The organism is Chengkuizengella marina, from assembly GCF_009910845.1.
In the GTDB taxonomy this organism is placed as follows: domain Bacteria; phylum Bacillota; class Bacilli; order Paenibacillales; family KCTC-33759; genus Chengkuizengella; species Chengkuizengella marina.
Genome location: NZ_SIJB01000027.1, coordinates 133,064 through 159,195 on the forward strand (window position 1 = coordinate 133,064; position 26,132 = coordinate 159,195).

General features: G+C 33.6%; 31 protein-coding genes and 1 other annotated feature. Of the genes, 2 read left to right on the plus strand and 29 right to left on the minus strand.

Features of this window, described 5'->3' with window-relative positions; all coding sequences use genetic code 11:
• Positions 1-14: 14 nt before the first annotated feature.
• The 4 genes from ruvB to ERL59_RS12510 all read right to left on the minus strand — a co-directional run bounded on the left by ruvB (position 15) and on the right by ERL59_RS12510 (position 2,980).
• Positions 15-1,019 carry a Holliday junction branch migration DNA helicase RuvB gene (gene ruvB / locus ERL59_RS12495; protein WP_160646555.1) on the minus strand — a complete coding sequence of 335 codons (1,005 nt, stop codon included), beginning with the start codon at positions 1,017-1,019 and terminating at the stop codon, positions 15-17.
• A gap of 11 nt (positions 1,020-1,030) precedes the next feature.
• Positions 1,031-1,651 carry a Holliday junction branch migration protein RuvA gene (gene ruvA, locus ERL59_RS12500; RefSeq protein ID WP_160646556.1) on the minus strand — a complete coding sequence of 207 codons (621 nt, stop codon included), beginning with the start codon at positions 1,649-1,651 and terminating at the stop codon, positions 1,031-1,033.
• Positions 1,652-1,656: 5 nt separating this feature from the next.
• Positions 1,657-2,169, minus strand: a complete 513-nt coding sequence (gene ruvC / locus ERL59_RS12505) for a crossover junction endodeoxyribonuclease RuvC (protein WP_160646557.1) — start codon at positions 2,167-2,169, stop codon at positions 1,657-1,659.
• A gap of 139 nt (positions 2,170-2,308) precedes the next feature.
• Positions 2,309-2,980, minus strand: coding sequence for an MgtC/SapB family protein (locus tag ERL59_RS12510; protein WP_160646558.1), 672 nt, complete (start codon positions 2,978-2,980; stop codon positions 2,309-2,311).
• A 172-nt stretch (positions 2,981-3,152) separates the two neighbouring features.
• Between ERL59_RS12510 and ERL59_RS12515 the strand changes: the two genes are divergently transcribed.
• Together ERL59_RS12515 and ERL59_RS12520 are read left to right on the plus strand one after the other, a co-directional pair.
• The gene (locus tag ERL59_RS12515; RefSeq protein WP_160646559.1) at positions 3,153-3,587 is read left to right on the plus strand and encodes a hypothetical protein; all 435 of its coding nucleotides are present in this window, start codon (positions 3,153-3,155) and stop codon (positions 3,585-3,587) included.
• 32 nt (positions 3,588-3,619) lie between these two features.
• Positions 3,620-4,945, plus strand: coding sequence for an ArsB/NhaD family transporter (locus ERL59_RS12520; protein WP_160646560.1), 1,326 nt, complete (start codon positions 3,620-3,622; stop codon positions 4,943-4,945).
• A gap of 107 nt (positions 4,946-5,052) precedes the next feature.
• Here the strand turns inward: ERL59_RS12520 and ERL59_RS12525 are convergent, their stop codons facing one another.
• The 25 genes from ERL59_RS12525 to ERL59_RS12645 all read right to left on the minus strand — a co-directional run bounded on the left by ERL59_RS12525 (position 5,053) and on the right by ERL59_RS12645 (position 25,974).
• Positions 5,053-5,697, minus strand: coding sequence for a BofC C-terminal domain-containing protein (locus tag ERL59_RS12525; protein WP_160646561.1), 645 nt, complete (start codon positions 5,695-5,697; stop codon positions 5,053-5,055).
• A 77-nt stretch (positions 5,698-5,774) separates the two neighbouring features.
• Positions 5,775-6,641, minus strand: coding sequence for a LysM peptidoglycan-binding domain-containing protein (locus ERL59_RS12530; protein ID WP_160646562.1), 867 nt, complete (start codon positions 6,639-6,641; stop codon positions 5,775-5,777).
• Positions 6,642-6,786: 145 nt separating this feature from the next.
• Positions 6,787-7,665, minus strand: a complete 879-nt coding sequence (ilvE, locus tag ERL59_RS12535) for a branched-chain-amino-acid transaminase (protein WP_160646563.1) — start codon at positions 7,663-7,665, stop codon at positions 6,787-6,789.
• Positions 7,666-7,682: 17 nt separating this feature from the next.
• Positions 7,683-8,540 (minus strand): prephenate dehydratase, encoded by an 858-nt coding sequence (gene pheA, locus ERL59_RS12540; protein WP_160646564.1) that lies wholly within the window; start codon positions 8,538-8,540, stop codon positions 7,683-7,685.
• Complete coding sequence (gene thrB / locus ERL59_RS12545) at positions 8,537-9,523, minus strand: homoserine kinase (RefSeq protein ID WP_160646565.1); 987 nt, start codon at positions 9,521-9,523, stop codon at positions 8,537-8,539. Before thrB ends, pheA begins: the two co-directional genes overlap by 4 nt.
• A complete protein-coding gene (gene thrC, locus ERL59_RS12550; protein WP_160646566.1) occupies positions 9,520-10,599 on the minus strand; it encodes a threonine synthase in 1,080 nt (359 codons plus the stop codon). The genes thrB and thrC overlap by 4 nt, the downstream gene beginning before the upstream one ends.
• A 38-nt stretch (positions 10,600-10,637) precedes the next feature.
• Positions 10,638-11,927 carry a homoserine dehydrogenase gene (locus tag ERL59_RS12555; RefSeq protein WP_160646567.1) on the minus strand — a complete coding sequence of 430 codons (1,290 nt, stop codon included), beginning with the start codon at positions 11,925-11,927 and terminating at the stop codon, positions 10,638-10,640.
• 22 nt (positions 11,928-11,949) lie between these two features.
• On the minus strand, positions 11,950-12,381 hold the full coding sequence (locus tag ERL59_RS12560) for an ACT domain-containing protein (RefSeq protein WP_160646568.1): 432 nt from the start codon (positions 12,379-12,381) through the stop codon (positions 11,950-11,952).
• A gap of 268 nt (positions 12,382-12,649) precedes the next feature.
• Positions 12,650-13,954 (minus strand): GTPase ObgE, encoded by a 1,305-nt coding sequence (gene obgE / locus ERL59_RS12565; protein ID WP_160646569.1) that lies wholly within the window; start codon positions 13,952-13,954, stop codon positions 12,650-12,652.
• Between the two features lie 21 nt (positions 13,955-13,975).
• A complete protein-coding gene (locus ERL59_RS12570) occupies positions 13,976-14,689 on the minus strand; it encodes a Spo0B domain-containing protein (protein ID WP_160646570.1) in 714 nt (237 codons plus the stop codon).
• 91 nt (positions 14,690-14,780) lie between these two features.
• Positions 14,781-15,071: a 50S ribosomal protein L27 gene (rpmA, locus tag ERL59_RS12575; protein WP_160646571.1), complete on the minus strand. Its 291-nt coding sequence runs from the start codon at positions 15,069-15,071 to the stop codon at positions 14,781-14,783.
• Positions 15,072-15,085: 14 nt separating this feature from the next.
• Entirely contained in the window at positions 15,086-15,421 is a 336-nt protein-coding gene (locus ERL59_RS12580) for a ribosomal-processing cysteine protease Prp (protein WP_160646572.1), read from the minus strand.
• A gap of 10 nt (positions 15,422-15,431) precedes the next feature.
• A complete protein-coding gene (gene rplU, locus ERL59_RS12585) occupies positions 15,432-15,743 on the minus strand; it encodes a 50S ribosomal protein L21 (RefSeq protein WP_160646573.1) in 312 nt (103 codons plus the stop codon).
• 12 nt (positions 15,744-15,755) lie between these two features.
• Positions 15,756-15,855 (minus strand) — a sequence feature (ribosomal protein L21 leader region).
• 72 nt (positions 15,856-15,927) lie between these two features.
• Positions 15,928-17,148: an Rne/Rng family ribonuclease gene (locus ERL59_RS12590; RefSeq protein WP_160646574.1), complete on the minus strand. Its 1,221-nt coding sequence runs from the start codon at positions 17,146-17,148 to the stop codon at positions 15,928-15,930.
• 92 nt (positions 17,149-17,240) lie between these two features.
• Complete coding sequence (locus tag ERL59_RS12595; RefSeq protein ID WP_160646575.1) at positions 17,241-18,095, minus strand: M50 family metallopeptidase; 855 nt, start codon at positions 18,093-18,095, stop codon at positions 17,241-17,243.
• Complete coding sequence (locus ERL59_RS12600; RefSeq protein WP_160646576.1) at positions 18,088-18,918, minus strand: M23 family metallopeptidase; 831 nt, start codon at positions 18,916-18,918, stop codon at positions 18,088-18,090. The genes ERL59_RS12595 and ERL59_RS12600 overlap by 8 nt, the downstream gene beginning before the upstream one ends.
• A 138-nt stretch (positions 18,919-19,056) precedes the next feature.
• Positions 19,057-20,178, minus strand: coding sequence for an FtsW/RodA/SpoVE family cell cycle protein (locus tag ERL59_RS12605; protein WP_160646577.1), 1,122 nt, complete (start codon positions 20,176-20,178; stop codon positions 19,057-19,059).
• 7 nt (positions 20,179-20,185) lie between these two features.
• Entirely contained in the window at positions 20,186-20,980 is a 795-nt protein-coding gene (minD, locus tag ERL59_RS12610) for a septum site-determining protein MinD (RefSeq protein WP_160646578.1), read from the minus strand.
• A 16-nt stretch (positions 20,981-20,996) separates the two neighbouring features.
• Positions 20,997-21,653: a septum site-determining protein MinC gene (locus tag ERL59_RS12615; RefSeq protein WP_160646579.1), complete on the minus strand. Its 657-nt coding sequence runs from the start codon at positions 21,651-21,653 to the stop codon at positions 20,997-20,999.
• A gap of 76 nt (positions 21,654-21,729) precedes the next feature.
• The gene (mreD, locus tag ERL59_RS12620) at positions 21,730-22,245 is read right to left on the minus strand and encodes a rod shape-determining protein MreD (protein ID WP_160646580.1); all 516 of its coding nucleotides are present in this window, start codon (positions 22,243-22,245) and stop codon (positions 21,730-21,732) included.
• A gap of 8 nt (positions 22,246-22,253) precedes the next feature.
• Positions 22,254-23,114 carry a rod shape-determining protein MreC gene (gene mreC, locus ERL59_RS12625; RefSeq protein ID WP_160646581.1) on the minus strand — a complete coding sequence of 287 codons (861 nt, stop codon included), beginning with the start codon at positions 23,112-23,114 and terminating at the stop codon, positions 22,254-22,256.
• Positions 23,115-23,140: 26 nt separating this feature from the next.
• Positions 23,141-24,175, minus strand: coding sequence for a rod shape-determining protein (locus ERL59_RS12630; RefSeq protein ID WP_160646582.1), 1,035 nt, complete (start codon positions 24,173-24,175; stop codon positions 23,141-23,143).
• A 108-nt stretch (positions 24,176-24,283) separates the two neighbouring features.
• A complete protein-coding gene (radC, locus tag ERL59_RS12635) occupies positions 24,284-24,973 on the minus strand; it encodes a RadC family protein (protein ID WP_160646583.1) in 690 nt (229 codons plus the stop codon).
• A gap of 142 nt (positions 24,974-25,115) precedes the next feature.
• On the minus strand, positions 25,116-25,709 hold the full coding sequence (locus ERL59_RS12640) for a Maf family protein (RefSeq protein WP_201763550.1): 594 nt from the start codon (positions 25,707-25,709) through the stop codon (positions 25,116-25,118).
• A 22-nt stretch (positions 25,710-25,731) separates the two neighbouring features.
• Positions 25,732-25,974, minus strand: coding sequence for a DUF4321 domain-containing protein (locus ERL59_RS12645; RefSeq protein ID WP_160646584.1), 243 nt, complete (start codon positions 25,972-25,974; stop codon positions 25,732-25,734).
• Positions 25,975-26,132: the final 158 nt, after the last annotated feature.

The window sequence follows — 26,132 nt, forward strand, 5'->3', positions numbered from 1 at the left end:
CATCGTTTAATACTCTATTGTCCTGGCATTGCAATCCCCAAATGTTTGTATGCAAGTGGTGTAACTACTCTTCCACGAGGAGTTCGTTGTAAAAAGCCTATTTGCAATAAGTAAGGTTCATAAACATCGTCAATCGTTTGACCTTCTTCTCCAATAGTTGCAGCTATCGTTTCCAAACCTACTGGACCGCCAGCAAAATTTTTTATAATTGTTTTTAAAATTTTATGATCAATATGATCCAACCCTAAATCATCAACTTGAATATTTTTAAGTGCTGTTTGTGCTATATCAATGGTAATGATTCCGTCCCCTTTAACTTGGGCAAAGTCACGTACTCTTTTTAATAAACGATTGGCAATACGGGGTGTACCTCTTGAACGTCTAGCAATCTCATTAGCCGCTTCCCCTATAATATCAACCTCTAATATTTCAGAAGCTCTTGTAACAATATAACTCAATTCATCTATTGTATAAAACTCCAAACGACACATCACACCAAATCGATCTCGTAATGGAGATGACAGCAAACCAGCTCTTGTAGTGGCTCCAATTAGTGTAAATGGAGGCAAGTCTAAACGGACGGAACGAGCACTAGGTCCCTTTCCTATAATAATATCCAATGCAAAATCTTCCATTGCTGGATATAATACTTCCTCCACCTGCCTGTTTAGACGATGAACTTCATCTATAAAAAGCACATCCCCTTCTTGTAAATTTGTTAAAATTGCTGCTAAATCTCCGGGTCTATCAATAGCTGGACCAGATGTTACTCGGATATTAACTCCTAATTCATTGGCAATAATGTTGGAGAGTGTTGTTTTTCCTAATCCAGGAGGACCGTATAATAATACATGATCTAGTGCTTCTTTACGTAATTTAGCTGCTTCAATATATATTTTCAAATTTTCCTTGATATTTTCTTGTCCAATATATTCAGCTAAAAATCGAGGCCTTAAACTTAATTCCGCTTCTTGATCCTCCATCATAAGATTAGCTGAAATTATGCGATCATCATCCATGTTTCCCCTCCTTAACCCTCAAACAAGGATTGTAATGCTCTTTTCATAATCGTTTCTACTGTATCATTTTGATCAATATTAGTTCTTATCACTTCCCAAACTTGATCGACTTCTTTTTCTGAGTAACCTAAACCAATTAATGCTTCTTTAGCTTCCACCCAAGGTGCAGGCATAGAAACATCACTTTGATCTAACGAAACTGCTACATTATAGTCATGTGTTGAATCATTCGATACTATATGATCTAATTTATCCTTCAAATCAAGAATAACCCTTTGAGCTGTTTTTTTACCTATACCAGGAAGCTTAGTTAGAAAAGTAATGTTTTCTTGCTGAATGGAACTAATAATATTTTGAGGAGTAGCTCCGGAAAGAATTCCTACTGCAACACGTGGTCCTATTCCAGAAACATCAATCAATCTTCTAAATAAAGTTTGTTCCTCTCTTGTTTTAAATCCATATAGTAAGATAGCATCTTCTCTAACATGCTGGTGTATTAATACCTGAACCTCCTTATCAACTTGAAAAACATATGGATTTGAGCAAAAAACTCTATATCCAACACCGTTTACATCCAAAACGATGTAATCTGTTTGCATCTGCGCAACAGTTCCTCTTAAAAAATCTAACATTATAATTACATTCCTCTTCTTGTTAAATTATTTTGTAATTTGGTTTGCAAAGTGGATGAATGTGCGTGGCATATAGCAATAGCTAATGCATCGGCAACATCATCTGGTTTTGGTATTTCAGATAAGCTCAAAAACATTTTCACCATATCTTGTACTTGCTTTTTTTCTGCCTTTCCATAGCCAACAGTAGCTTGTTTGATCTGTAATGGGGTATACTCTCCGATTTCCAGCCCCTTTTGTTTACAAGCTAACATTAAAACTCCACGAGCTTGACCTACAGCAATCGCAGTAGTCACATTACGATTAAAATATAATTGTTCAATTGCAGCTGCATCTGGCTTATATTTATCAATTAATTGAATCAATGAATCATAAATATCCATTAAGCGAATGGATGGGTCGGTGTGGGCTTTTGTTTGAATGCATCCATATTGAACTGGCACTAACTGACTACCAATTTTATCCACAAAACCAAAACCTACAATGGCATATCCCGGATCAATTCCTAATATTCGCAACCTTGTCTCCCCTGTCTCTTATTTAAAAATGGTTTACCTTATAAATTACTTATGAAATATGTATGGAAGGGAACATATGTATTGATATTATTATAACAGACTTCTATTCTTGTGACACTCACTTTTCATTTTCGTTTGATTAACCTTCTATTTCAACATTCACAACTCCTTTAATGCTATGAATAACATAATAAACATCTGTTGTATATCGTTTTTCATCTACCATAATCCGAAGATCCATTAGGTATTTTCCTTCTTTTAAATCCTTTACGATCACATTTTTAATATTAATTTTTTTTGATTTGATTTCCTTTATGATTTCAGTCATGTTTTCATTGCTATCTAGGAATATCTTCAATTTCTTTTCTTTGAGTCTAAGTGTCTTTGGACCGATCCATTTTATAAGGCGAGGAACAATTTCAACTCCAAATAAAATAAATGCAACACCGATAAAACTCTCAATATAAAACCCAGCACCTACCGCGATACCTAATCCAGATGCTCCCCATAACATCGCTGCTGTTGTTAATCCACTTATCACATCATTACTTCGTCGCAAAATAACCCCCGCTCCAATAAACCCAACTCCAGTTACAATTTGTGCAGCTAAACGCATGGGATCCATCATAATTCGATCTGGTTTGTCAAAATGATATGCAGATTCAATGGAAACTATTGTTAATAAACAACTACTTACTGCTAAAACAAAACAAGTTTTTAGTCCTAGTGGCTTTCTCCTAATCTCACGTTCAATCCCGATCATAAATCCCATTGCAGATGCTAATCCTAACTTTAACCATATTTCCATCATTTTCATCACTTCTCCCTATCTTTGCAGGAATGATCTAATACATAATGGTTTAGATTAAGTATATTATATGGTAAGAACATTGAATTATCATTTAAATTTTTAATTCATTTGAGAATCATTCTAAAAACACATATAATATTCTTTAGAGAATCATGAAAAAGGGGGAGAACATATGAAAAATGTTGTGATTCATAAGGTAGTCAAATTAGTTTTTACTGAAGACCACCTTAAAGGGTATTGGAATAAACAAAATAGTGACTTAACGTTTAATTCTTTAACAAATGAACAACTGATCAGCCTTGCAAAAAAAATGATGAAAAACACATCACATAGCATGTTAGAGCAACATATTGTGGGACGTGATTGGCGTACTGAAGAAGAAACAAAAGGGAAGTTGTTAGAAGAAGATGATTCAGTAAATGATGAACATATCGAAATTATTGAAACATCTGTACCAGGTTCAAAATCAAAAAAACTGCTAATTGATCGCTTATTAAAAGTAGATTGTAAGCAATGTGAATTTTCATATTTTATTTCAGATTTAAATGCAGACACATCAAAATTAACTTGTCCATCTTGCAGTGGCGAAGTCATTGCAGATAACTAACAATTTATATTCACTAGAGGGAGTTGGGATCGTTGCACGAAGAAGTAATATCAGAAGTAAGTAATTTTCAATATTGGGCTGCCATTGCCATTTTTTTATTTGCATATGCTTTTATAATATCTGAAAAAATCAATCGAGCCGTCATTGCATTATTTGGTGCTGGATTAATGATTGTACTTGGAATTGTAGATTTGGAGCTTGCATTTACTCATCATATTGAATGGGATACGATTACTTTATTAATTGGTATGATGATACTTGTAGGTATCACTAGTAAGTCAGGTGTATTCCAGTATGTGGCTATCAAAACAGCAAAAGTAGCAAAAGGAAATCCAATCACTATCTTACTTTACCTTTCTTTATTAACAGCTGTTGGTTCCGCATTTTTAGATAATGTAACTACTGTTCTTTTAATTGTTCCTGTTACATTCTCAATTACAAGGATTTTAAATGTAAATCCAGTTCCATTCTTAATATCGGAAATTTTGTTTTCCAATATCGGAGGAACAGCAACCCTTGTAGGAGATCCTCCAAACATTATGATTGGTTCAGCCAATCCTCATTTAACTTTCAATAAATTTATCATTAACCTTGCACCTGTTGTATTAGTCATCATGGCTGTTACAATAATCATTATTTACTTTTTATATCGCAAACAAGTTAAAACAAGTCAGGAAATGATTGACAAGTTAATGAGTTTAGATGAAAGAACATATATTAAAGATGCAGTATTAATGAAAAAGTCTGTAGCAGTGCTACTTCTAACCATTCTTGGATTTATGCTTCATAATGTGCTTCATCTTGAAGCTGCTGTTATTGCCATGGCAGGTGCTACACTGCTTATGTTAATTGGAGTAAAAGAACACGACTTAGAAGAGGTTTTTGAATCTGTAGAATGGGTAACCATTTTCTTCTTTGTTGGATTATTTACATTAGTCGGTGGTCTTATTGATATTGGCTTAATTGGATCTTTAGCTCAAAAAGCGTTGGATGTAACTGGTGGAGATATCCCTTTCGCTGCCTATTTAATTCTTTGGATTTCAGGTGTTGCTTCCGCGACAATAGATAATATACCTTTTGTTGCCACGATGATCCCTTTATTGCAGGATATGGCAGTTGGGATGGGTCTGAGCGCAGATTCACCACAGTTTGAGGTGTTATGGTGGTCATTAGCATTAGGAGCTTGTTTAGGAGGAAATGGTACTTTAATAGGAGCATCAGCAAATGTCATTGTAGCTGGTATGGCCTCTCGTGAAGGAAAAGGGTTTAGTTATATAAAGTTTTTATTAATTGGGGCTCCAATTACACTTGTTTCCCTCATAATAGCACACTTATATTTGTTTTTATTCTTCCTATAAAACATAAGCTAACAAAAATAAATCCATGTGGAAGTTTCTAAACAGTCCTAAAAAAAGAGATAGACAATAAATGTCTATCTCTTTTTCAAACTAAATATTTTATCTTTTTATTGATCAACTGCAGTAAACTCACTAAATGTTGAAAGGATGCTGTTATAATCCTCAAAATCTTTAATTCTAATTCCTTCAACTAATTGCTGTACAGTACCTACTGGTAAACTGCTTTCCAAATGTTCAATGTCCAATTGGAAAAAAGTTCTAAGCACGTTGTCATGTATAGGTAAACCATCAAATAATGTTAATTTCCCATCCTCACTGACGCCAAAATAGGCACTTTCCTTGCATTTTGGTGAAAGGTCCTCAATAGATTCTGAAAATACAATGCTGCCTTCTTCAGTAAATTCAAAAGTATATTGCGGGTTATTTTGATACAATTCTAAAATTTCTTGACTATTTAAACTTCCTAGTGATTTCACTTCTTCTCCACAAACATACACTTTTTTAATGATCACTTCTCTTTTTTGAGAATCTGTGATTAAAAGCTCTAATGAACCCTCATTCTGAATTTGATCCATTTTGTCATCATTAGAAAAACCATTCAAAAATGTAGTTTTTATATCTGTTTGTTCCTCATTTAATAAAATGTACACTGATATAGTACCGAACATAATGATAAATGTTGCAAACGTCAGCCATTTTTTCTTCAAACGTAGTTGTTTTTTTAATTGTTTTAGAAATTTAGTAATATTCACATTAATCGCCTTCTTTAACAATTAGAGTTTTTTCCTATTCTAACCATTTAAAGAAGAGTTTATACTACTTATATCGATTACAAGTTTATCCATGGTTTGTTTTTTTTTGATTTTGATATTCGAGAACTGTTTTTTACTGATTTTCGTTTGGTAGATTTTTTAATTTTAGCTTTTGACGGTTCCTTTTGTGCATGTTTTTCATTTGTTAAGCTGTTTGTTGTTCTTACTTTACTTTCCTTTAATTTCTTATCTGCTGACTCTTTATTAGAAGCTTTTTTTTCTGTCAGATTTGCACTTTTATTTGCAGTTTTATTTAAGACATGTTGCTCCATAGGTCTTTGATAATTTGGGTTATTCATTGAGTATTCATGTGCTGGTATGAAATGATGTGTATTTACAAATGACATATATGGATTAATTACTTGTGGTTGTTGTTCTGGATTTGTAACTTGAGAATATGAATTCCACCAAGGATTAGATACTTGTTCATAAGACATTTGGTTCTGCAATTGCTGATGATTCATTGCATCGTAAGGCGTTTGAGGTTGAAATAATTTGTTGTTGTTCTGTTCAAATTGAAATTGTTTATTTTTAAATGATTTTGTTTCTATTTCATTTAATTCTGGAACTGGTGGGACATCGTAAAAATGCCCTACTTCTGTAGCAGGAACGTTAAATTCATCAAATAAATCTTTGTGTTTTCCTGTTGGAACAGTTTGATTAGATGCTTTTTTATTCACCTGACTTGTTTTAACTTCATTTTGATTGTGTCTTTGAAACTTAAGTTGTTTAGTTCTAGAAGGGATTTTTAATTTTTGGCCAGGTTCTAATTCATACCCTCTAGATAAGGATGAATTTATTTGAAGCACTTTATTTATATCAACTTCATACTTTTTACATAACTGTTCCAACGTCTCTCCCTTTTTGATAATGTGAATTTTCACTTTCCGTACCTCCTTCATACAAACATATTAGTACAGTGTATGCAAGAAATAGGCATTTGACATCTAAAACAACCTACAAAAATAAAGAAATCTTTTATAAACAAATAACCATCCGATAAAACCTCATCGAATGGTTATAATAAAATCATTTATAAACCTGAACGCCATCTTTATTTACAATTTTTCTAAATTCCTTTAACAAATGCATCGTAATAGGTCCCGCTTTACCCTCACCAATAATACGACCATCAACCTCTCGTGTAGCGATTACTTCTGCAGCTGTACCGGTTAGAAATACTTCATCTGCAACATATACATCATGAAGTGTGAAAGGTTGCTCTTTAACAACATATCCATGTTGATTACAAATATCAATGATTGCTGCTCGTGTGATGCCTTCAAGAGCACCAATGTAAGATGGTGGGGTTATAATCATTCCATCTTTTACAATAAATATATTATCACCAGAACCCTCTGCAACAAAGCCATCTGAATTCAACATCAGTGCTTCCCCAACACCTGCTAAATTGGCCTGAATCTTTACTAAAACATTGTTTAAATAATTTAAAGACTTTATTTTTGGATTCATAGCATCTGGAATATTTCTACGTGTCGAAACAGAAACAATTTTTAATCCATTTACATAATCTTCTTCAGAATAAATGGATAGTTGTTCCACAATAATAATGACATTTGCAACTGGACATCTGCGAGGATCTAAACCTAAATCGCCAGTACCTCTTGAAATGACTAGTCTGATATATCCATCGATAATTTCATTTTTTTTCACAGCTTCAATCAAAGCTTCCTGCATTTCATCATAAGATAATGGAATTTCCAACATAATGGATTTTGCTCCATCATACAATCGATCCATATGTTCTTTACACTTGAATATATTCCCCTCATAGACACGGATACCTTCAAAAATACCATCACCGTATAAATAACCATGATCATAGACTGATATTTTAGCGTCCTCTTTGTTTACAAATTCCCCATTTAAATAAATCCACTGTGCCATAAATCATACACCTCCAATTAATCGTTCACATATGAAAAACTAGGAAAGCATCCTAATGTACGTACTTTACACCCAATCGCTTCTATTTCTTCAATTGCAGCAGGCAATAAAACAGAATTCAGACTTTCTTCAATCTCAATATAAAAATAATAATTTCCTAATTTTTTTTTAGTCGGTCTGGATTCGATTCTAGATAAGTTAATCCTCCTCCAAGCAAATGCAGATAATACTTGATGTAAAGCACCTGGGTAATCTTCAGGTAATGTAACTAGTATACTTGTTTTTATATGTTTTGTTTTTTTAATTTCAGTTAATGCTTCTTTACCAACTAACATGAATCGAGTAAAATTATGGTCATGTTCATGAATATGTTTTGATAATACATTTAAACCATACTTTTGAGCCGCTAATTCAGTCCCAATGGCTGCATACCCTTTATTAGGGTTGTTTTTTACAATTCTAACCCCCTCAGCTGTACTTACATATTCAAACTCAACATCTGGTAGATGTGATCTAAGGTACTGTTTACATTGAGCAATTGCTACTGGATGGGAGAATACCTTTTTAATATTTGAAAAATCAGATCCCAGTTCCTTTGCATCCCCAATTAAATTTTGTTTTGATGGATAAGTCCACTCTGCTTGAATAGGTAAATCTACTTCATGAACTAGCCAGTCCATATGAAGGCTTACAGAACCTTCAATCGTATTTTCAATAGGAATTACACTATAATTTGTTTTTCCAGATTCAGTGGCTAAAAAAACATCAGATATTAATTTAAACGGTACTAGTTCAACTGTAATATCAGAAAAAAAATACCTAGAACTCTCTTCACTTACGGTACCCTCTGGACCTAAAAATGCAATCTGTTTCATGATTTAGATTCTCCTTTTATAGATGTTTCTTCTTTTAATTTCTCAATACAAAAAGGATAGGAGTTTTGTTGTGTTAAAACCTGAACACCCTCTTGAGATGGATTTAACCACAGTGTTTTAACAGCAATATTCTCACTTTTAAAATGATTGATTACAAACTCTTCTAGGTTTATTTTTTCACTGCTTTTTCTATCTACTAAAACCAACAGCGTTGGTCCTGCACCACTTAAAGCAGCGCCTAGGGCACCATGTTGTACTGCTTGATCCAATATCGTTTTCATACCTGGTATAAGAGAAGCTCGGTGAGGTTGATGCAATTTGTCTTTCATAGCATGCTGAATAAGCTCTAATTTACCTGTACATAATGCTGCAACAAGTAAAGAAGAATGACTTACGTTATAAACAGCATGTTGAAAAGGGATCTGATCTGGTAAAATATTTCTTGATTTTTCTGTGGCTAATTCAAATTCAGGTATAACAGCTAATAATTCTAATCGAGGATTAGGTTCAATACATATATATTCAGCCCTTACCCCATTCCAATTGGAAACAATGATACCACCAAATAGCGAAGCTCCTACATTGTCAGGATGATTTTCAATAGACGTCGCCATTTGAAACAATTCATCTTCTGATAAAGGATTATCAATTAAGGCATTGGCAGAAACTAATGCACCTACAATAGCTGTTGCACTGCTGCCTAAACCTCTTGTTAATGGAATATCACTATACATACTAATTTCTAGATTCTCTTGCTTAACCCCTGCTTTAAGAAAAACTCTTTGCGCAACTTGATAAACCAAATTGCTTTTATCTTTAGCAACACTATTAAGATTCTCGCCATGTAAATGAATTTTTGTTTCATCAGAAAAACCCATTTCAATCCAAGTATACAAATCTAGTGCCATACCAATTGAATCAAAACCTGGACCCAAATTAGCTGTGCTAGCAGGAATTTTCACACATATTTTCTTTTTTTTCATTCTTGTCGAACCTTTTGTTTTGTTAATTTTGATATAGCATCCATCACAGCTTCTTCAGTATCATTCACAATATGTGGTTGAGCATTCACACTATCAATTGCCGTATTTGGATCTTTAAGTCCATTTCCTGTAAGTACACATACAACAGTTTCATCTGTTGAAAAATACCCTAGCTTGTGTAGTTTGATTACACCTGCAACTGATGCTGCAGAAGCTGGTTCACAAAATACACCTTCCTTACCAGCAAGTTGTTTATATGCATCCAAAATCTCATCATCAGTAACATAGTCGATCTGCCCTTTAGATTCTTCAGCTGCATTTACGGCGCCTTTCCAACTAGCTGGATTTCCAATGCGGATTGCTGTTGCAATTGTTTCTGGATCCTTAATCGGCTCACCCTTCACAATGGCCATAGAACCTTCAGCTTCAAATCCAATCATTTTAGGCAATGATTTAGACTTGCCTTTTTCATAGTATTCTTTAAAACCTTTCCAGTAAGCCGTAATATTTCCTGCATTTCCAACCGGAATTGCTAATACATCAGGTGCTTTTTCCAATTGCTTACAAACTTCGAAAGCTGCTGTTTTTTGTCCTTCAATTCGATATGGATTTACTGAATTGACCAGCGTAATTGGATGTTTTGAAGTAATTTCCCTTACTATTTCTAGTGCACGATCAAAATTTCCTTCTATAGCAATAACTTTCGCACCGTAAATTATTGCTTGTGCTAGTTTTCCTAGTGCAATATTATTATTAGGGATGATGACAATGCAATTTAATCCAGCTCTTGCTGCATAGGCTGCAGCGGCTGCAGATGTATTTCCAGTGGATGCACACATAATCGTCTGACTGCCTTCTTCCTTGGCTTTTGCAACTGCCATAACCATCCCACGATCTTTAAATGAACCTGTTGGATTTAATCCTTCGTATTTTAGATATAAGTTTAACCTTAATTCTTTGGATAATTGATCTGCACGAATTAAAGGTGTGTTTCCTTCATGAAGTGTGATCAAAGGTGTATTTTTACTAATAGGTAAAAATTCTTTATGTGTCTTTAGTAATCCCTCATATTTCATTAATATAGCTCCTTTAATTTTTAGAAGTTGTTCATATTTTATCCTTCAACACGGTAGATGCTTTTTATTTCATGTATAACATCCATGTCTTTAAAATCAATCAGTACTTTCTCCATACTTTCCATATTTGCATCGTGTGTGACAATGATAATTTCAGCTGCTTGTAAATCTGGATTTGGCTGCTGCACCACAGATTCTAAACTCACTTCATATTTAGTAAATACCTGCGTGATTTGTGCTAAAACCCCTGCCTTATCTGCAACATAAAGTCGAATAAAGTTTTTATATACAACTTGATCTAGTGGTTTTATCTTTTTTTCTTTATATGAAGAAATAGTGGGTTTAGAGCCATTCACTTGAAGCACTGAATTTTTAGCTACGGCAATCAAATCCGCTACTACAGAAGTGGCTGTTGGCATTTCCCCTGCACCAGGTCCATAAAACATCGTTTCTCCAACCGCTTCTCCATAAACATATACTGCATTATACACGCCATTCACATTTGCCAAGGGGTGTGACTTTTTCACTAGAGTCGGTTGTACACTTAAATAGATTAAATCATCCTTACGTTCTGCGATCCCTAGTAATTTAATCTCGTATCCTAAGTGGGAGCTATAACGAATATCCTCAGCGGAAACATCAGTGATACCTTTAATTTCTACATCTTCTACGGTGATATATGTGTGAAATCCTAACGTACCTAATATCGTCATTTTGTATGCTGCATCAAATCCACCAACATCTGAAGTTGGATCTGCTTCAGCATATCCTAATTCTTGTGCTTCTTTTAACACATCTTCGTATGATGCACCTTCAAGACTCATTTTACTTAATATATAATTCGTTGTGCCATTTACAATTCCCATGATTTTTGTAATTCTATCAGATGATAATCCTTCTACAATCGTTCTTAGTATCGGAATGCCTCCAGCAACACTTGCTTCATAGAATACATCACAACCATGTTCCTCAGCTTTTGCTAATATCTCATGACCGTGTTGTGCCATTAAATCTTTATTCGCTGTAATGACATGTTTACCTTGTTCAAGCGCTGCTATGATATAGTTTTTTGTTAATTCTACTCCACCCATGACTTCAATAATAATATCAATATTTTTATCTTCAAGAACTTCCCAAGGGTCTTCTGTAATTTTATGAGGATCTATATGAATATCTCTCAATTTATTTTTATTTTGAACTAATATTTTCTCTATTTCAATAGAAGAGCCAATCTGTCTTTTAATATCATCTTGATGACCCTCTACAATTCTAACAACACCTGTGCCAACAGTGCCTAATCCTAATAATCCTATTTTAAAAGGTTTCATTATTTTCCCCCTATTATCAATTTCATCCTTGCCCAATCACTTGCACACGTTTAACACCTTCAAACTCCAAAGATTCCAACAAATCAGAAAAATTTTCACCTATAGATGAAGTATCTACCGACATCACTACATTCGCCATACCTTGAAGTGGAATCGTCTGGTTAATGGTTAGCACATTACCTTTAAAATCAGCAACCAAAGCTATTACTTTGGATAAAACACCTGAACGATGATGTAAGTCCATTGATATCGTAACAATGCTTTCAGTTTGTAGTTTATTTAAAGGAAATATACCATCTTTATATTTATAAAATGCACTCCGACTTAAGCCTACTTTTTCTACAGCTTGATGGATGGTTTTTACCTCCCCATTTGCAAGGAGTTCTTTCGTTTGTATTGTTTTTATCAATGATTCAGGCAATATATTTTCTTTTACTAAATAAAACTTCTCCATACGTCCCCCTGTTAAAGACTTATGTTTTTCTATAGTGGACATTATATATGAATACTAGCAATAAAACAATAGTGAATATACCCCAAAATGTGAAATGTAGCATTGATGCATAATCCTATTACTTTTCGAGAGACCCCAGACAAATCAAGGATTCATGGATAAGCTGATCCCAGAAATGGACATGGCGTATCAGCAAAAAAACATCTTAGAATTTTCTAAGATGTTAAGATCATTGTTTATGTATTATTTTTGGATGTATTTGAGTAGGTTACTCTTTTTCTACGAATTCAAATTCATATTCTCCAATGCGAATAGTTTGACCGTCTTTGGCTCCCTTTTCTCGTAAAGCCTGATCTATTCCCATATTACGCAAAGTTCTTGAAAAGCGCATCACTGAGTCATATGTCCCGAATTGTGTTTTCTTCAGCATTTTATTAATACGTTCACCTTCAATAATAAACACATCATTTTCTCTCCGAATCGTAAACGGTTCTTTTTCACTCTGATCCTCAATCGTATATATTTTTCTATCCTCAATTTCAGATACTTCTTCAACGATGGGTTGTTTTGGTATAGCATCTAACACATCTACGGTTTTATATAATAATTCTTGAACACCTTTTCCAGAAACTGCCGAAACCTCAAAAACATCTAGTTCGCCGTGATGTTCATATAATTGTTCACGGAATTTCTTTAAGTTATCCTCAGATTCAGGTATGTCCATTTTATTAGCTACGATAATTTGTGGAAGCTCTTTTAATTTCTCACTATATTGATAAAGTTCTGAATTAATTTTCACCCAATCCTCATAAGGATCTCTACCTTCAGAAGCGGACATATCTACAACATGTAAAATGATTCTAGTTCTTTCAATATGCCTTAAAAATTCATGTCCTAATCCTGTACCTTCATGCGCCCCTTCAATGAGACCAGGAAGATCAGCTAACACAAAACTTTTGCCTTCACCAACATCAACTACACCTAAGTTAGGTGTTAATGTTGTAAAATGATAAGAAGCTATTTTCGGTTTAGCAGAAGTTACTCTAGATAAAAAAGTGGATTTACCTACACTTGGAAATCCTACCAGTCCAACGTCAGCCATGACTTTTAATTCCAATACAATCCAACGCTCTTGTCCTTCTTCCCCATTTTCTGCAATGTATGGAGCAGGATTGCTCGACGTTGCAAAACGAACATTACCGTGACCACCTTTCCCTCCTTTAGCGATAATCACTTCTTGTCCATGAGTCGTTAAGTCTGCTAATACTTCATTTGTATCATCATCATGAACTACTGTACCTGGAGGAACTCTAACGATCATATCATCAGCATTTGCCCCCTGCTGCTTTTTTATCTTCCCTTTTTCTCCACGCTTTGCTTTAAAATGTCGTTGATATTTAAAATCAACTAATGTCCTAAGACCCTCATCTACTTTTAAGATCACATCTCCCCCATTACCACCGTCGCCACCTGCTGGTCCACCTTCAGGAACATATTTTTCACGGCGAAATGAAATCATACCATCTCCACCGTCACCACCTTTCACGTATACTTTTGCTTTATCTACAAACATAAAAACACCTCTATTATGTATTTAATCAAATTGGAGCTCAATTGAAATCCATTTTTCGTTCATTTCTTGTTTTACCTTCACATCTATAAACTTCGTAACAATGAGTTCTAAGTCTTTTTTAAATTGTGGTAACTTGATTTTTCCTACAAATTCAAAAGCAATATGCAGTTTTTGTTTTTCTTCAAAAAAGTCAATCGTCAGTTCATTATCAGTATCATATGTATTTTCTGCATATTTCTCAAACAAATTCAACAAATCAATCAATAAAAAAGCATGATCTTTTAGTTTATCAGTGAACTTTTCAGGAGAGTTCAAGCTTTCCTCAACTTTAAATTGATATGACTTACTTTTGGTTTTCATTTTTAATAAGAAAAATTCTAGATAAGGAACATTTAATTTTGTGATATTTCTTTCATGTTGAATACTATGCTTTAATTTTTCCACAATAAATATTAATTTATCAAACTTTTTGAGTTTGATATATCCAAATATAAGTTGAAGCTCATTCATTAAGTCATGTTGATAATGATGAATAAAATTCAAAGTCTCACTTATCGATTGATTCTTATCATATGACCTCTGCTTTTTTGTAACAAAAAAATGAATGATAATAATTATGACTGTAATCATGATGAGGATTCGAGTTAACCAACCAGTTGATGTAACAAAAATAATGACTAATAATAACAATACCAAAAGCTCAGTAATGAGACTTATTCGTTTCCAATTTCCCATTAGACAATCCCCGTTTATATCATCATTTATTTTCAATCAAACAAAAATCCTAGCGCATTCTATACGCCAGGATTATGTTTAGTGTTATTTATTAAGCTTCTACTGCTGTTGGATATACACTCACTTTTTTACGATCGCGTCCCCAACGTTCAAATTTAACTACTCCATCAACTTTAGAGAATAAAGTATCATCAGAACCAATACCTACATTGTTTCCAGGATGAATTTTTGTCCCACGTTGACGAACAAGGATATTACCAGCTCTAACAGCCTGACCATCAGCACGTTTAGCACCTAAACGCTTTGAAATACTGTCACGACCATTTTTTGTAGAACCTACTCCCTTTTTAGAAGCAAATAACTGAAGATCTAACTTCAACATAGTATCTACCTCCCCTACACGAGTTTATTAATAATGTTTACATAATCTTCATAAGATTCCTGAATAGACTCCAACATGACAACCATGGATTCAAGAAGCAACTGAATTTGTTTAGAGGTTTCCTCATTCTTAATGATTGGTATCTTCACCTCGAGAAAACCACTATTATCCATTGTCGTAGGTGACTTTATTCTTAATAATGACTCCATCGAATTTACAGTTCCAACGGTGACCGTTGATACACCTGCACAAACGATATCTTCGCCTGATTCAGCATATTCAGCATGTCCATCTACAAGATATCTGACAATTTTTTTCTCGTGGTCTCTTTCAATGGTTACCGTAATCATTTGATTCCTCTTATGCTTGAATTTTTTCGATTACTACTTTTGTATAAGGCTGACGATGACCTTGTTTACGATGGTAGTTTTTCTTAGGCTTATATTTGTAAACAGTAATTTTCTTACCTTTACCGTGTCTCTCCACTTTTCCAGTTACACTTGCTCCAGAAACTGTAGGAGTACCTACCACTAATCCTGCATCGTTTGAAACAGCTAATACCGTGTTAAAAGTTACTGATTCTTCTGCATTTGCATCTAACTTCTCAATATAAAGCTCATCGCCTTCTTGAACTTTGTATTGTTTACCACCAGTTTCAATAATTGCGTACATTTGTCGCACCTCCTCATGTCTCAGACTCGCCAAATAAAAGGTGATACAAACGTTGGATTAAGAACCATTATTGTATACTTTCATAACCTTGTTTGAGCGGTTATAACATGTGTCATAAGCACACATCATTCAGATGTTATCATACTTACAGTAATATTGCAACAGGAGACTTTTTTAATAACCTTTATAATATACGATTACATTTAGGGCAAACTTTCACAGGAGAGTTGTTCATATTTCTTGCTTTTTTTCTTGTCATCTCAAATAATCCAAGTTTCGTCCATCCCATTACTGTCGTTTTCGTACGATCATACTGTATAGCATTTTCTAATTTCTTAGTAATTTCATCTCTATGGGTTTGAATTTCCATATCAATAAAATCAATAATAATAATCCCGCCAATATCTCTTAACCTTAATAATCTAACAATTTTCTCCACAGCTTCTAAATTTGTTTCAAACACAGTCTGCTCCAAATCAACCTTACCGGTATATTTTCCAGTATTTACATCAATCACAGTTAAAGCTTCTGTCTCATCAACAACGATGTACCCCCCATTATCTAACCATATTTTTGATTTATAAAATTGTTCGATTTGTTTTTGTATATCAAAAGACTCAAATATAGGATCAGAATTAGACTCATAAAGTTTAACTCGGTCAGAAAGGGATGGTGAAATGTTATGAACAAACTGTTTAATAACTTCGGCTTTTTGAACATCATCAATGATAATTTCCTGCACTTCCGTTGTAAATAGATCTCTAACAATTCGCAACGAAATGCCAAGTTCTTGATATAACTCAGCAGGTGCAGTAGAGGATTCAAATCTGCTCTCAATTTCCTTCCAAATTTCTCTAATCTCAATGATATCTTTATTTAAAGTATCCTTACTGGCATTCTCTGTAACTGTCCGTAATATAAGGCCTTCTTCATTGATTCTAATCGCTTCTCCAATAGACTTCAAACGTTCTCTTTCATCGTTGGATTCAATTTTGCGGGAAACAGCTACGTAGTTACCAGAAGGCACATATACTACATAGCGGCCTGGCATATTATAATGCGTCGTAATTTTAGCACCTTTTTTCCCTAATGGCTCCTTGTAAATTTGAACCATAATTTCTTGTCCAACATGAATCAGTTCTTGAATAGATGGTTTATTTTTAGGTTTTTGTTCTAAATTAATAGGTAATAAATCGTCACGATATAAAAAAGCATTTTTTCCTTTTCCAATATCAACAAATGCCGCCTCCATACCAGGTAAAACATTTACTACCTTGCCTTTATATACGTTTCCAACGGATTGCTTGTCCATTGTCTCTTCAACATAATACTCAATCAATTGCCCGTCTAGTGTATATGCAACTTCAGTTACATCCTTTTCATAGTGAATAACGATTCTCTTCATTATTACACTCCCAAATCGTAAAAACTTTTTTTCTATCTTTTATTTTACACAATTTATCCCTAAAAAGTGAAATGTTAAATGATCAAATAAACTCAACCTTTCAATCTAGGATTTACAAGGTAGGTTTGTATGATATGCTTTTCTGGTATAACTGCTTGAATTTGTCCAAAGTCATTTAATACATAAATAATATGCATTTGATCACGTTTGAAACATCTAACAATTTCTGATATTGAACTTGATGGTTTTGCATAAATTGCCTTTGTTTTTTCATTGCTAACTTTCATTTTTGCAAATGTCAATTCTCGATTAACTAGGAATCGAATAAAGTAATAGGGTATATTACGAAAAGAATACCAGTTTGAATATAATAAAAAAAAGCCAATGATTAATAGATTTAAATGTACACCTGAGTTAAATATGTCCATACAAGCATAAACAATAATTGAAATACTCATGAACAGACTATTCCATGCACAATATTTTAAAGAATTATGGTAACTCATCTTATAACTGAGTAATGCCTGAACAATTTTACCTCCATCCAATGGTAAGATAGGTAATAAATTAAACAAGGCGATCATTAAATTAGCGTGTATAAAATACTCAGCCCATACCAAATCAATCATTTCAGTTCTTTGCATGAAATAAACAAAGCCAATCATCCAACAATTTTGAAGTGGACCAGCAACTGCAACAATGATTTCTTCCTTAGCAGAGGTATTCCGGTGTGTTTCTACTTCAGCTACTCCCCCAAACGGGAGCAGTTGTACAGATTTTACATCCCATCCAAAATTTTTCGCGGCTACTACATGCCCCATTTCATGTATAAAAACAATGGCAAACAAAGTGATTAATTCTCCAATATTACCAGATAAAATTGAAGTTAACATGACTAAAATAAACAACGGGTGGAATCTGTATCGTGTACCATAAATGTTAATCAAAATGAATCACTTCCGCAGGATCAATAAATTGATTATCCTTTCTTAAAGCAAAATATAAAATCCCTGCCTCGTCATTTTGCAATTCTGAAACAACACCAATTTGGTCTCCACCTTCTACCCAATCGTTTACCTGTAGTGAGGAATAAGTAACATATCCATATATGGATTGAAGCTTGTTTATATGCTGAATTACTATGGTTAAACCTGTAAACTCTGTGTTTTCAACAGAAATAACTCTCCCTTGATCTAATGCAATAATAGGTTCGTTTTTCCTCGTTTTAATTGTAACACCTGACTTTGTAGACTCAAAAGCCGAGATAATTTTTCCATTAGCAGGATGGTGTATATTTTTAATTTGAGATGTATTTACTTTTTCTGCTGGTATCGTATTTTTATCAGAGTTAAAGGTTGGGATGAAAGAGGGGTATCCTTCAAATATTTGGTCATAAAATGTTAATAATGCTTTATTATCAAGCGCATCTTCATTCATAACCTGAGTAATGAATACTTTTCCTTTCTCTGCCCATGGTGTTTCTAATTGAAATAATAACCAGATCATAACAAATAACAGAAAACTAATAGAGAAAGTATTCATGAAATATTTTTGAAGGAAACTTTCTTCTCTATCATATTGTTTCAAATGTGCCCATGGATCTTTCCTATTTTTCCACATAAATTCAGGATCATCTAATTTTTGCTCTACGAACTCTTGAGGATATCTCGTATTCATTTCATGATTGTTATTCAGAGGTTTATTATGTTTTTGAATAAGTTCATTTACACGCTGATTTCTTCTTTGTTTTACGCTTTTATTAATTTTCATATTTGTTCACCCCAAAAGGCTAGTCCATTATTTTATGATTAATGTTTATGATTATTATGTAATGGTTAGAACCCACAATAAAAAAACCATATAAAAGCTAATGCCTTCATACGGTTTATTTTAAAAAATGTCTAACATTCAATATTCCTCATCATACATCCATGGGCTATCTTGATGAACCTTAATACTCATCACAATGCCTATACTCATCATGTTTATTAACAATGAACTACCTCCATAACTAATGAAGGGCAGAGTTATTCCAGTTAGTGGCATTAACCCGATTAACATCCCAACGTTTTCAAAAATTTGGAAAATGAACATAGAAGTAATACCAACAATAATATATGCACCTGCTCGATCATTAGAGTGTATAGCAATAATAATCAATCGATAGATTAATAAGAAATATAATAAAAGTAACAATGACGACCCAATAAAACCAAATTCCTCTCCTACAATAGCGAAAATAGAATCTGAGTAATCATAAGGTACTTTAACAATTCCTTTGGAATAGCCTTCTCCCAGTAATCCACCTGATCCAATGGCCATGATCGCTTGGTCTTGATGAAAAGTATCACTAGCTGTTTCTGGAAACAAAATAGCATCTATTCGTTCTGTCCAATGACCTTTGCCATTTTCACTAAAAAATGTGACGATTGGATCGTGAAAAGTTTTGTATATATGATAGGAGGCAAATGTTATTGCAGATATAAGCAAAATACTAATTAGTACATAAGTATATTTTAAATTACCAATCCAAAGCATACCTATAAAAATTACAATATATATAATTGCGTTACCTAAGTCAGGTTGCATGATTACAAAAGTGAAAGGAATTAAAACAATTAAACTAATTGGGACTAAATCATTAACAATAGTTAAAGGTTCGCCATCTCGCTTTTTCAGCAAATATGCAATCATAATAATTAATGTAATTTTAACCAATTCTGCAGGTTGAAAATCAACAATGATTAGGTCATACCAACCTCTTGCTCCATTTTTTATTTTCCCAAAAAAAATAAGTCCAATTAACAAGAGGATGCCAAACCCATAAATATAATATGCTCTTTTAATCAATAGGCGGTAGTCTATTAAAGAAAAAAAAGTCATCGTTATGAAACCTAATAAAAAAAGTTGTACATGCTTTGTAACTTGCCGTGGTAAATCAGAACTATTAATTAATAGAGTTCCAACTACCATAAATAAAATCAATATTAAAATAACGATCCAATCTAATTGTTTCAGCTTCGTTAGCACTTCATGCTCATCCTATCCCCATGATCTTTTTAAGTTTATAAAATACACCTTTTTTTCTTTCTAACGCCATTAATGGAACGGAATCCCCTAATATACGACGGGCAATATTTCGATATGCAACAGCCGCATTTGAAGTTGGATTCATGACCGTAGGTTCTCCAATGTTTCCTGATTTTATCACTTGTTGGTCGTCTGGAACAACACCTAATAAATCAATTGCAAGTATCGAACAAACTTCATCAATATCCATCATATCCCCAGACTTCATCATATTTGGACGAACACGATTAATAATCAATTTTGGATTTTTAATATCAGAAGCCTCCAATAAACCAATTACTCGATCTGCATCTCTTACAGAAGACATTTCTGGAGTAGATACGACAATGGCTTTATCTGCTCCTGCAACAGCATTTCTGAATCCTCCTTCAATACCAGCAGGGCAATCTATAATGATATACTCAAAATCTGGCTTTAAAGAATCCACTATTTTTTTCACATCTTCTGGTTGCACAGCGTCTTTATCCTTCGTTTGAGCGGCTGGAAGAAAATATAATTCTTCAAACCGTTTATCTTTTACTAATGCCTGAGCGATTCTACAGGTTCCTTCAACTACATCCACCAAATCATAAATAATTCTATTCTCCAAACCCATCACTACATCTAAATTCCTTAATCCGATATCTGTATCCAATAAACATACTTTTTTCCCTAACATGGCTAAGGCAGTTCCGATATTAGCTGAACTTGTAGTTTTACCAACTCCACCTTTTCCTGAAGTAATAACGATCGCTTCTCCCATTTGATAATCACCTCCGCTAGAATTGTAATGCATCAGGACGAACTTTATGAAGTTCACTTATCTTTCCAATTTGCATATGATCATCCTCCAAAAAAGCAAATTCCATATATGCACCTTCATCTGCAGATTCATCAGGTGATCTACTGACTATATTTGCAATTCTTAATTGAGTTGGTTTCATATATGAAGCTGCTATTATTGCTTCTTTGTTGCCTGTATTCGTTTTACCAGCATGTGCAAGACCTCTAAGAGATCCCATGACATAAATATCACCAGTAGAAGATATCAATCCTCCTGGATTCACATCACCCATAAAAAGAACTGGTGTCTCATAGTGAACTGATTGTCCAGAACGAATAATACCTTTGATTATTTTTAAGTCATGATTTTCCTCTTTTATATCTTTTTGATTAGATTCCATGGATTGAATTAATAAATTCCCATGATTACTAACTAACTTTTTTATTTTTTCTTCTTGTTCAACATTTAAATCTCTATTACCTAATTTAATATGCACATTAATAGTGGGACCAGATAGTATTTGTTGATGTGTTTTTTCAAGTTTATACTGCAACTCACTGAGTAGTACAGGAAATTCGCAATGATCATTAAATAAAAATATAAGACCATCTTTATTCCCTTTTATCGTCACGTGTTCCTTTGTTGCAGTCATATATACCCTTCCCCCTTAACTATATAAAATTCGATATAATAAATTAATCTCCTTCTCCATATTCTTTTGATGTAAACTATCCCTTTTGCTTAAAAGATATTCGAACTACAAAAGAACGAAATGGCAAATATATCATCATTGAAAATATTACATTGACATACAAACTAGGTAAAATTTGTTGGGAGATTACCCATATGTATGATTCATTTGTAAGTTTAAATAAATAGTAAATTCCGTAAATGGTACTATCCAATAATATTAAAGAAAGCATAACAACTAAAGTAAACATAAAAAAACCTAGAAAAGAACGCTTAATTGTATAGGATATTAAGTAAACAATAAATCCAATGCTAAAAGCATATAAGCCAAACAATTGATTATAGTAAATCAAATCGTAAAAAAATCCAATACTAAAAGCTAATATAATTGCAAATGATCTCTGAACATAAAAGCAAGTATATAAAATAAGGATAAAAGTAAAATGCGGCGTTACGTGTAAACGTTCATCCCAAGTTAACGGTAACCATTGCACTATAGTTCCTTCAATTAAAAAAAACATAAAGAGAATAAAACCAATCCAAGTGCGAAGCATATCACACCTCACATTCCAGGTTTTTCAACTACAAAAACTTCCCTTAAGTTATCGAATTTAGCGGATGGTGCAATTTTTGCAATATGTGTTAGACCATAATCCCCCACTTCTCTTGACAAAACTGTACCAATTTCGATGCCTTCTGGAAATAACTTACCTAAGCCTGATGTTATAATGATATCCCCTTCTTTTAAGGTATCATTTTGATTAATCTGGCTCATTATTAATACATTTTCATTCTCGTCATAACTTTGAATAATGCCAAAAGATTGATCGCTTCCTAAAACAGTTGCAGAAATACCAATACTATTATTAAACTGGTCATTTAAATCTGTCAATAACTGCACTGTTGAAAATAAAGGATTTACTTCACTAATTCTACCTATTAAACCATCCGTAGTAGTGACAAGCATATTTAATTTCATGCCATGTTTTGAACCCAAATTAATCGTAATTGTATCATTAAAAGCGTCTGGATTTACAGCAACAACATGGGCAATATGAAATTTATAATTATTTAATTCCTTTTGTTCTTCAGTAAATTGAAGCATTTCTGTCAATCTCTTATTTTCTTCTTCTAAAGTGTTTAGCTTAGCCCTATCCCTTGCATATTGAGAAAGTGTTAATTTTAATGTTTTATTTTCTTCATGAATAACTCTCAAATCTCCAATATTCTCAAAAAAACCCGCTATATATCCAGCGGGCCTATATATTAAGCCTTGCATCCACGATACAGAGTCTTTTAAAAACTTTTCAGGCCAAATTAAGTTATCTCTCTTTTCAATCGAACTAATTCCCATAAGTGCTGTAAAAAAAATGAGACCTAGCAATAATAAGAAAAGTTTTTTGTTTCCAAAGAGCTTAAACAAACGAACACCTTCTATTCATTCAACAATTATCTTTTATTGCGACTTTTATTTTTTTTATCTCTACTAAATAAATGTATTTCCTCTAAAGCTCTACCCGTACCAATAGCAACACAATCAAGAGGGTTATCAGCCACAATCACTGGCATACCTGTTTCCTGAGTTAATTTCTTGTCTAAATTCCTCAACAAACCGCCACCACCAGTTAATATAATACCACGATCCATTATATCTGCTGCAAGCTCAGGAGGGCATTTTTCTAATGTTCCTTTTACTGCATCGATTATTTTGTCAACGGTGTCCTTCAAAGCTTTTGTAACTTCATTTGCTGAAATCTCTATTGTTTTAGGCAAACCTGTAATCAAATCACGTCCACGTATCTCCATTGATTCAGATTTTTCTGCTTCAGTTGCAGATCCAATCTCCACCTTAATAGCCTCGGCTGTTCTTTCACCTATCATTAAATTATATTTTCTTTTAATATATTGTGTTATGGAATCATCCATCTCATCCCCAGCTACTCTAACTGAACGATCGGTTACAATTCCACCTAGGGAGATTACGGCTACTTCAGTTGTTCCACCGCCAATATCTACAACCATACTGCCTGTTGGTTCCCACACTGGTAAATCTGCACCAATTGCTGCTGCAAATGGTTCCTCAATTGTATATGCGTCTTTTGCACCGGCTTGACGTGCTGCATCTTCTACTGCTCTTTTTTCAACTGCTGTTACTCCTGATGGAACACAAATCATGACATTAGGGTGTTTAGGAAACAAAAACCTTTGTTTTTGAGCTCTCTTCATAAATGCTTTAATCATTGCAGCAGTCGTTTCAAAATCAGCAATGACTCCATCTTTCATTGGGCGTTCTGCTTTAATACTTCCAGGTGTTCTACCTAGCATTTTTTTTGCTGCGTCCCCAACTTCAACAATCGTTTTAGATTCCGTATGTACAGCAACAACAGAAGGTTCCCTTACAACAATCCCCTTCCCCTTTAAATAAACAAGTGTATTTGCTGTACCCAAATCAATCCCTAAGTCTTTAACAAAGCTGCCAAACATGCCAAAAATCCCCTTCCTAATTTCCAATTACTCAATGAATTATCATAAATTTTCTAGTTTTGTTTATAATAAACGAAAATGAATTTATTTGAAACTTATATCATTGTATTACATAAGTCCTCTTTCTTTCAAACTAATAAAACTTTGATCACCAATAATTAGATGATCAAGAACCTCTATTCCGATCACCTGCCCAGCTTCTAATAACCGATTTGTTATTTCAATATCCTCTGGACTAGGGGTTGGATCACCACTTGGGTGATTGTGAACACAAATAATGGATGCACTGCTTCTTTTGATAGCTGCACGGAAAACTTCTCTTGGGTGAACGATGGATGCATTTAAACTACCCATGGAAAGTGTTTCTTGTGCAATTAGCTGATTCTTTGTGTTTAAAAACAAACAAATAAAGTGTTCCTTCTTTAAGTATCGTAAATCTTCCATTATATATTTTGCAGCGTCTCCTGGAGATTTAATGGTAATATAATGTTCTAATTTGCTTTTTGCTAATCTTCTGCCCAGTTCAATTCCAGCTTGAATTTGTAAAGCTTTTGCTGGACCTATCCCTTTCATTTCAATGAATTGCTCTGTACTTGCATCAACTAATTGACGTAATCCTCCAAGTTTTTTTAGCAATTTTTGAGCTAGTGTTATTGCAGATTCATCATAAGAACCTGTTCTTAACAGTATGGCTATGATCTCTGAATCAGTTAAAACGTGTGCTCCGTATTGAAGCATGCGTTCACGAGGTCTATCATTTTCTGGTACGTCACTCAGAATTTGTGACAAATGTGACATATCCTAAGCCCTCCCTTTTAGACATTTTTATTAATACACACTGAAATTTCTATATAAAAATGTACATGTCGTGAGGGATATGCATACAAAAAACGAATTCGCACCTCCATAACAGAACTTGATTTGTACAATTTCTTTTAAATTATATTACTTCAATTCCAAACTCACCTAACATATCACTTAGCAAGGAAAGGGATAAACCAACCACATTAAAATATGACCCCTCTATAGAATCCACTATGGTTGCACCAAGACCTTGTATCGCATACGCACCAGCTTTATCCATAGGTTCCCCAGTATTAACATAACGTTCAATCTGTTCTATCTGTAGAGACTTCATATGTACTATCGTCTTTTGAGATTCAACAATTCTTTTCCCTGAGTCTGAATCTATGCAAGTTATACCACTATATACTTCATGTTTGGTGCCTTGAAGCTGAAGTAACATTGAAATCGCATCGTTTTTATCTTTCGGTTTCCCAAATATTTGTTCATCTTTTACAACAATTGTATCTGCTCCAATAATAATTCCATGTTTATTCTTAGATTGTATTTTTTCAAACACAGCTGCTGCTTTTTTTGTAGATAAAACTTCCACTATTTCAACAGGTGTTAATTTCTCAGTTAGCGTTTCATCAACATCATTCACACATATTGTGTAGGGTAAGTTCAAAGAACGAATCAATTGTTGTCTTCGAGGTGAAGAAGAGGCTAAGATTAGTTGTGAATTTTTCAAAATTTTTAATCCCCTTCAAACATCATAATTTACGATATAACCAAAAAGCTAAGGTTAATCCCAAGATGTTTGCAATATTTAGTTTAACCTGGAAATTTAAATCATATGATAAAAAACCTAAATTTGCTGAAGGTTCCCATGTGATTTGTGAGGATTTAGTTAAAAAGAATAATGCAGGCACGGGTTCTAAAAGTTGAGCAATAATTGACCCAGTTAACAATCCTATCAACAAAAAAATAATTAAAACAAAACTATTTTTTTTCACCACACTCCTACCTCCAAAACTTGTAACTTGCACTTTTATCTATGATTCTATTTATCTTCTTCTCTATTCTATTATACGAGTTAAGAGTAATTAACACAATCTATGAAAAAAAACTTTACATTCCTTATTTTACCTTTTTACATTCCACTCTTTTCCTA

Bases quoted from the DNA above. Each gene is read 5' to 3' on its own strand.
- ruvB (WP_160646555.1), bottom strand. From the start codon at position 1,019: ATGGATGATGATCGCATAATTTCAGCTAATCTTATGATGGAGGATCAA.
- ruvA (WP_160646556.1), bottom strand. From the start codon at position 1,651: ATGTTAGATTTTTTAAGAGGAACTGTTGCGCAGATGCAAACAGATTAC.
- ERL59_RS12510 (WP_160646558.1), bottom strand. From the start codon at position 2,980: ATGATGGAAATATGGTTAAAGTTAGGATTAGCATCTGCAATGGGATTT.
- ERL59_RS12515 (WP_160646559.1), top strand. From the start codon at position 3,153: ATGAAAAATGTTGTGATTCATAAGGTAGTCAAATTAGTTTTTACTGAA.
- ilvE (WP_160646563.1), bottom strand. From the start codon at position 7,665: ATGGCACAGTGGATTTATTTAAATGGGGAATTTGTAAACAAAGAGGAC.
- pheA (WP_160646564.1), bottom strand. From the start codon at position 8,540: ATGAAACAGATTGCATTTTTAGGTCCAGAGGGTACCGTAAGTGAAGAG.
- thrB (WP_160646565.1), bottom strand. From the start codon at position 9,523: ATGAAAAAAAAGAAAATATGTGTGAAAATTCCTGCTAGCACAGCTAAT.
- thrC (WP_160646566.1), bottom strand. From the start codon at position 10,599: ATGAAATATGAGGGATTACTAAAGACACATAAAGAATTTTTACCTATT.
- ERL59_RS12555 (WP_160646567.1), bottom strand. From the start codon at position 11,927: ATGAAACCTTTTAAAATAGGATTATTAGGATTAGGCACTGTTGGCACA.
- ERL59_RS12560 (WP_160646568.1), bottom strand. From the start codon at position 12,381: ATGGAGAAGTTTTATTTAGTAAAAGAAAATATATTGCCTGAATCATTG.
- obgE (WP_160646569.1), bottom strand. From the start codon at position 13,954: ATGTTTGTAGATAAAGCAAAAGTATACGTGAAAGGTGGTGACGGTGGA.
- ERL59_RS12570 (WP_160646570.1), bottom strand. From the start codon at position 14,689: ATGGGAAATTGGAAACGAATAAGTCTCATTACTGAGCTTTTGGTATTG.
- rpmA (WP_160646571.1), bottom strand. From the start codon at position 15,071: ATGTTGAAGTTAGATCTTCAGTTATTTGCTTCTAAAAAGGGAGTAGGT.
- ERL59_RS12580 (WP_160646572.1), bottom strand. From the start codon at position 15,421: ATGATTACGGTAACCATTGAAAGAGACCACGAGAAAAAAATTGTCAGA.
- rplU (WP_160646573.1), bottom strand. From the start codon at position 15,743: ATGTACGCAATTATTGAAACTGGTGGTAAACAATACAAAGTTCAAGAA.
- ERL59_RS12590 (WP_160646574.1), bottom strand. From the start codon at position 17,148: ATGAAGAGAATCGTTATTCACTATGAAAAGGATGTAACTGAAGTTGCA.
- ERL59_RS12600 (WP_160646576.1), bottom strand. From the start codon at position 18,918: ATGAAAATTAATAAAAGCGTAAAACAAAGAAGAAATCAGCGTGTAAAT.
- minD (WP_160646578.1), bottom strand. From the start codon at position 20,980: ATGGGAGAAGCGATCGTTATTACTTCAGGAAAAGGTGGAGTTGGTAAA.
- ERL59_RS12615 (WP_160646579.1), bottom strand. From the start codon at position 21,653: ATGACTGCAACAAAGGAACACGTGACGATAAAAGGGAATAAAGATGGT.
- mreD (WP_160646580.1), bottom strand. From the start codon at position 22,245: ATGCTTCGCACTTGGATTGGTTTTATTCTCTTTATGTTTTTTTTAATT.
- ERL59_RS12630 (WP_160646582.1), bottom strand. From the start codon at position 24,175: ATGTTTGGCAGCTTTGTTAAAGACTTAGGGATTGATTTGGGTACAGCA.
- radC (WP_160646583.1), bottom strand. From the start codon at position 24,973: ATGTCACATTTGTCACAAATTCTGAGTGACGTACCAGAAAATGATAGA.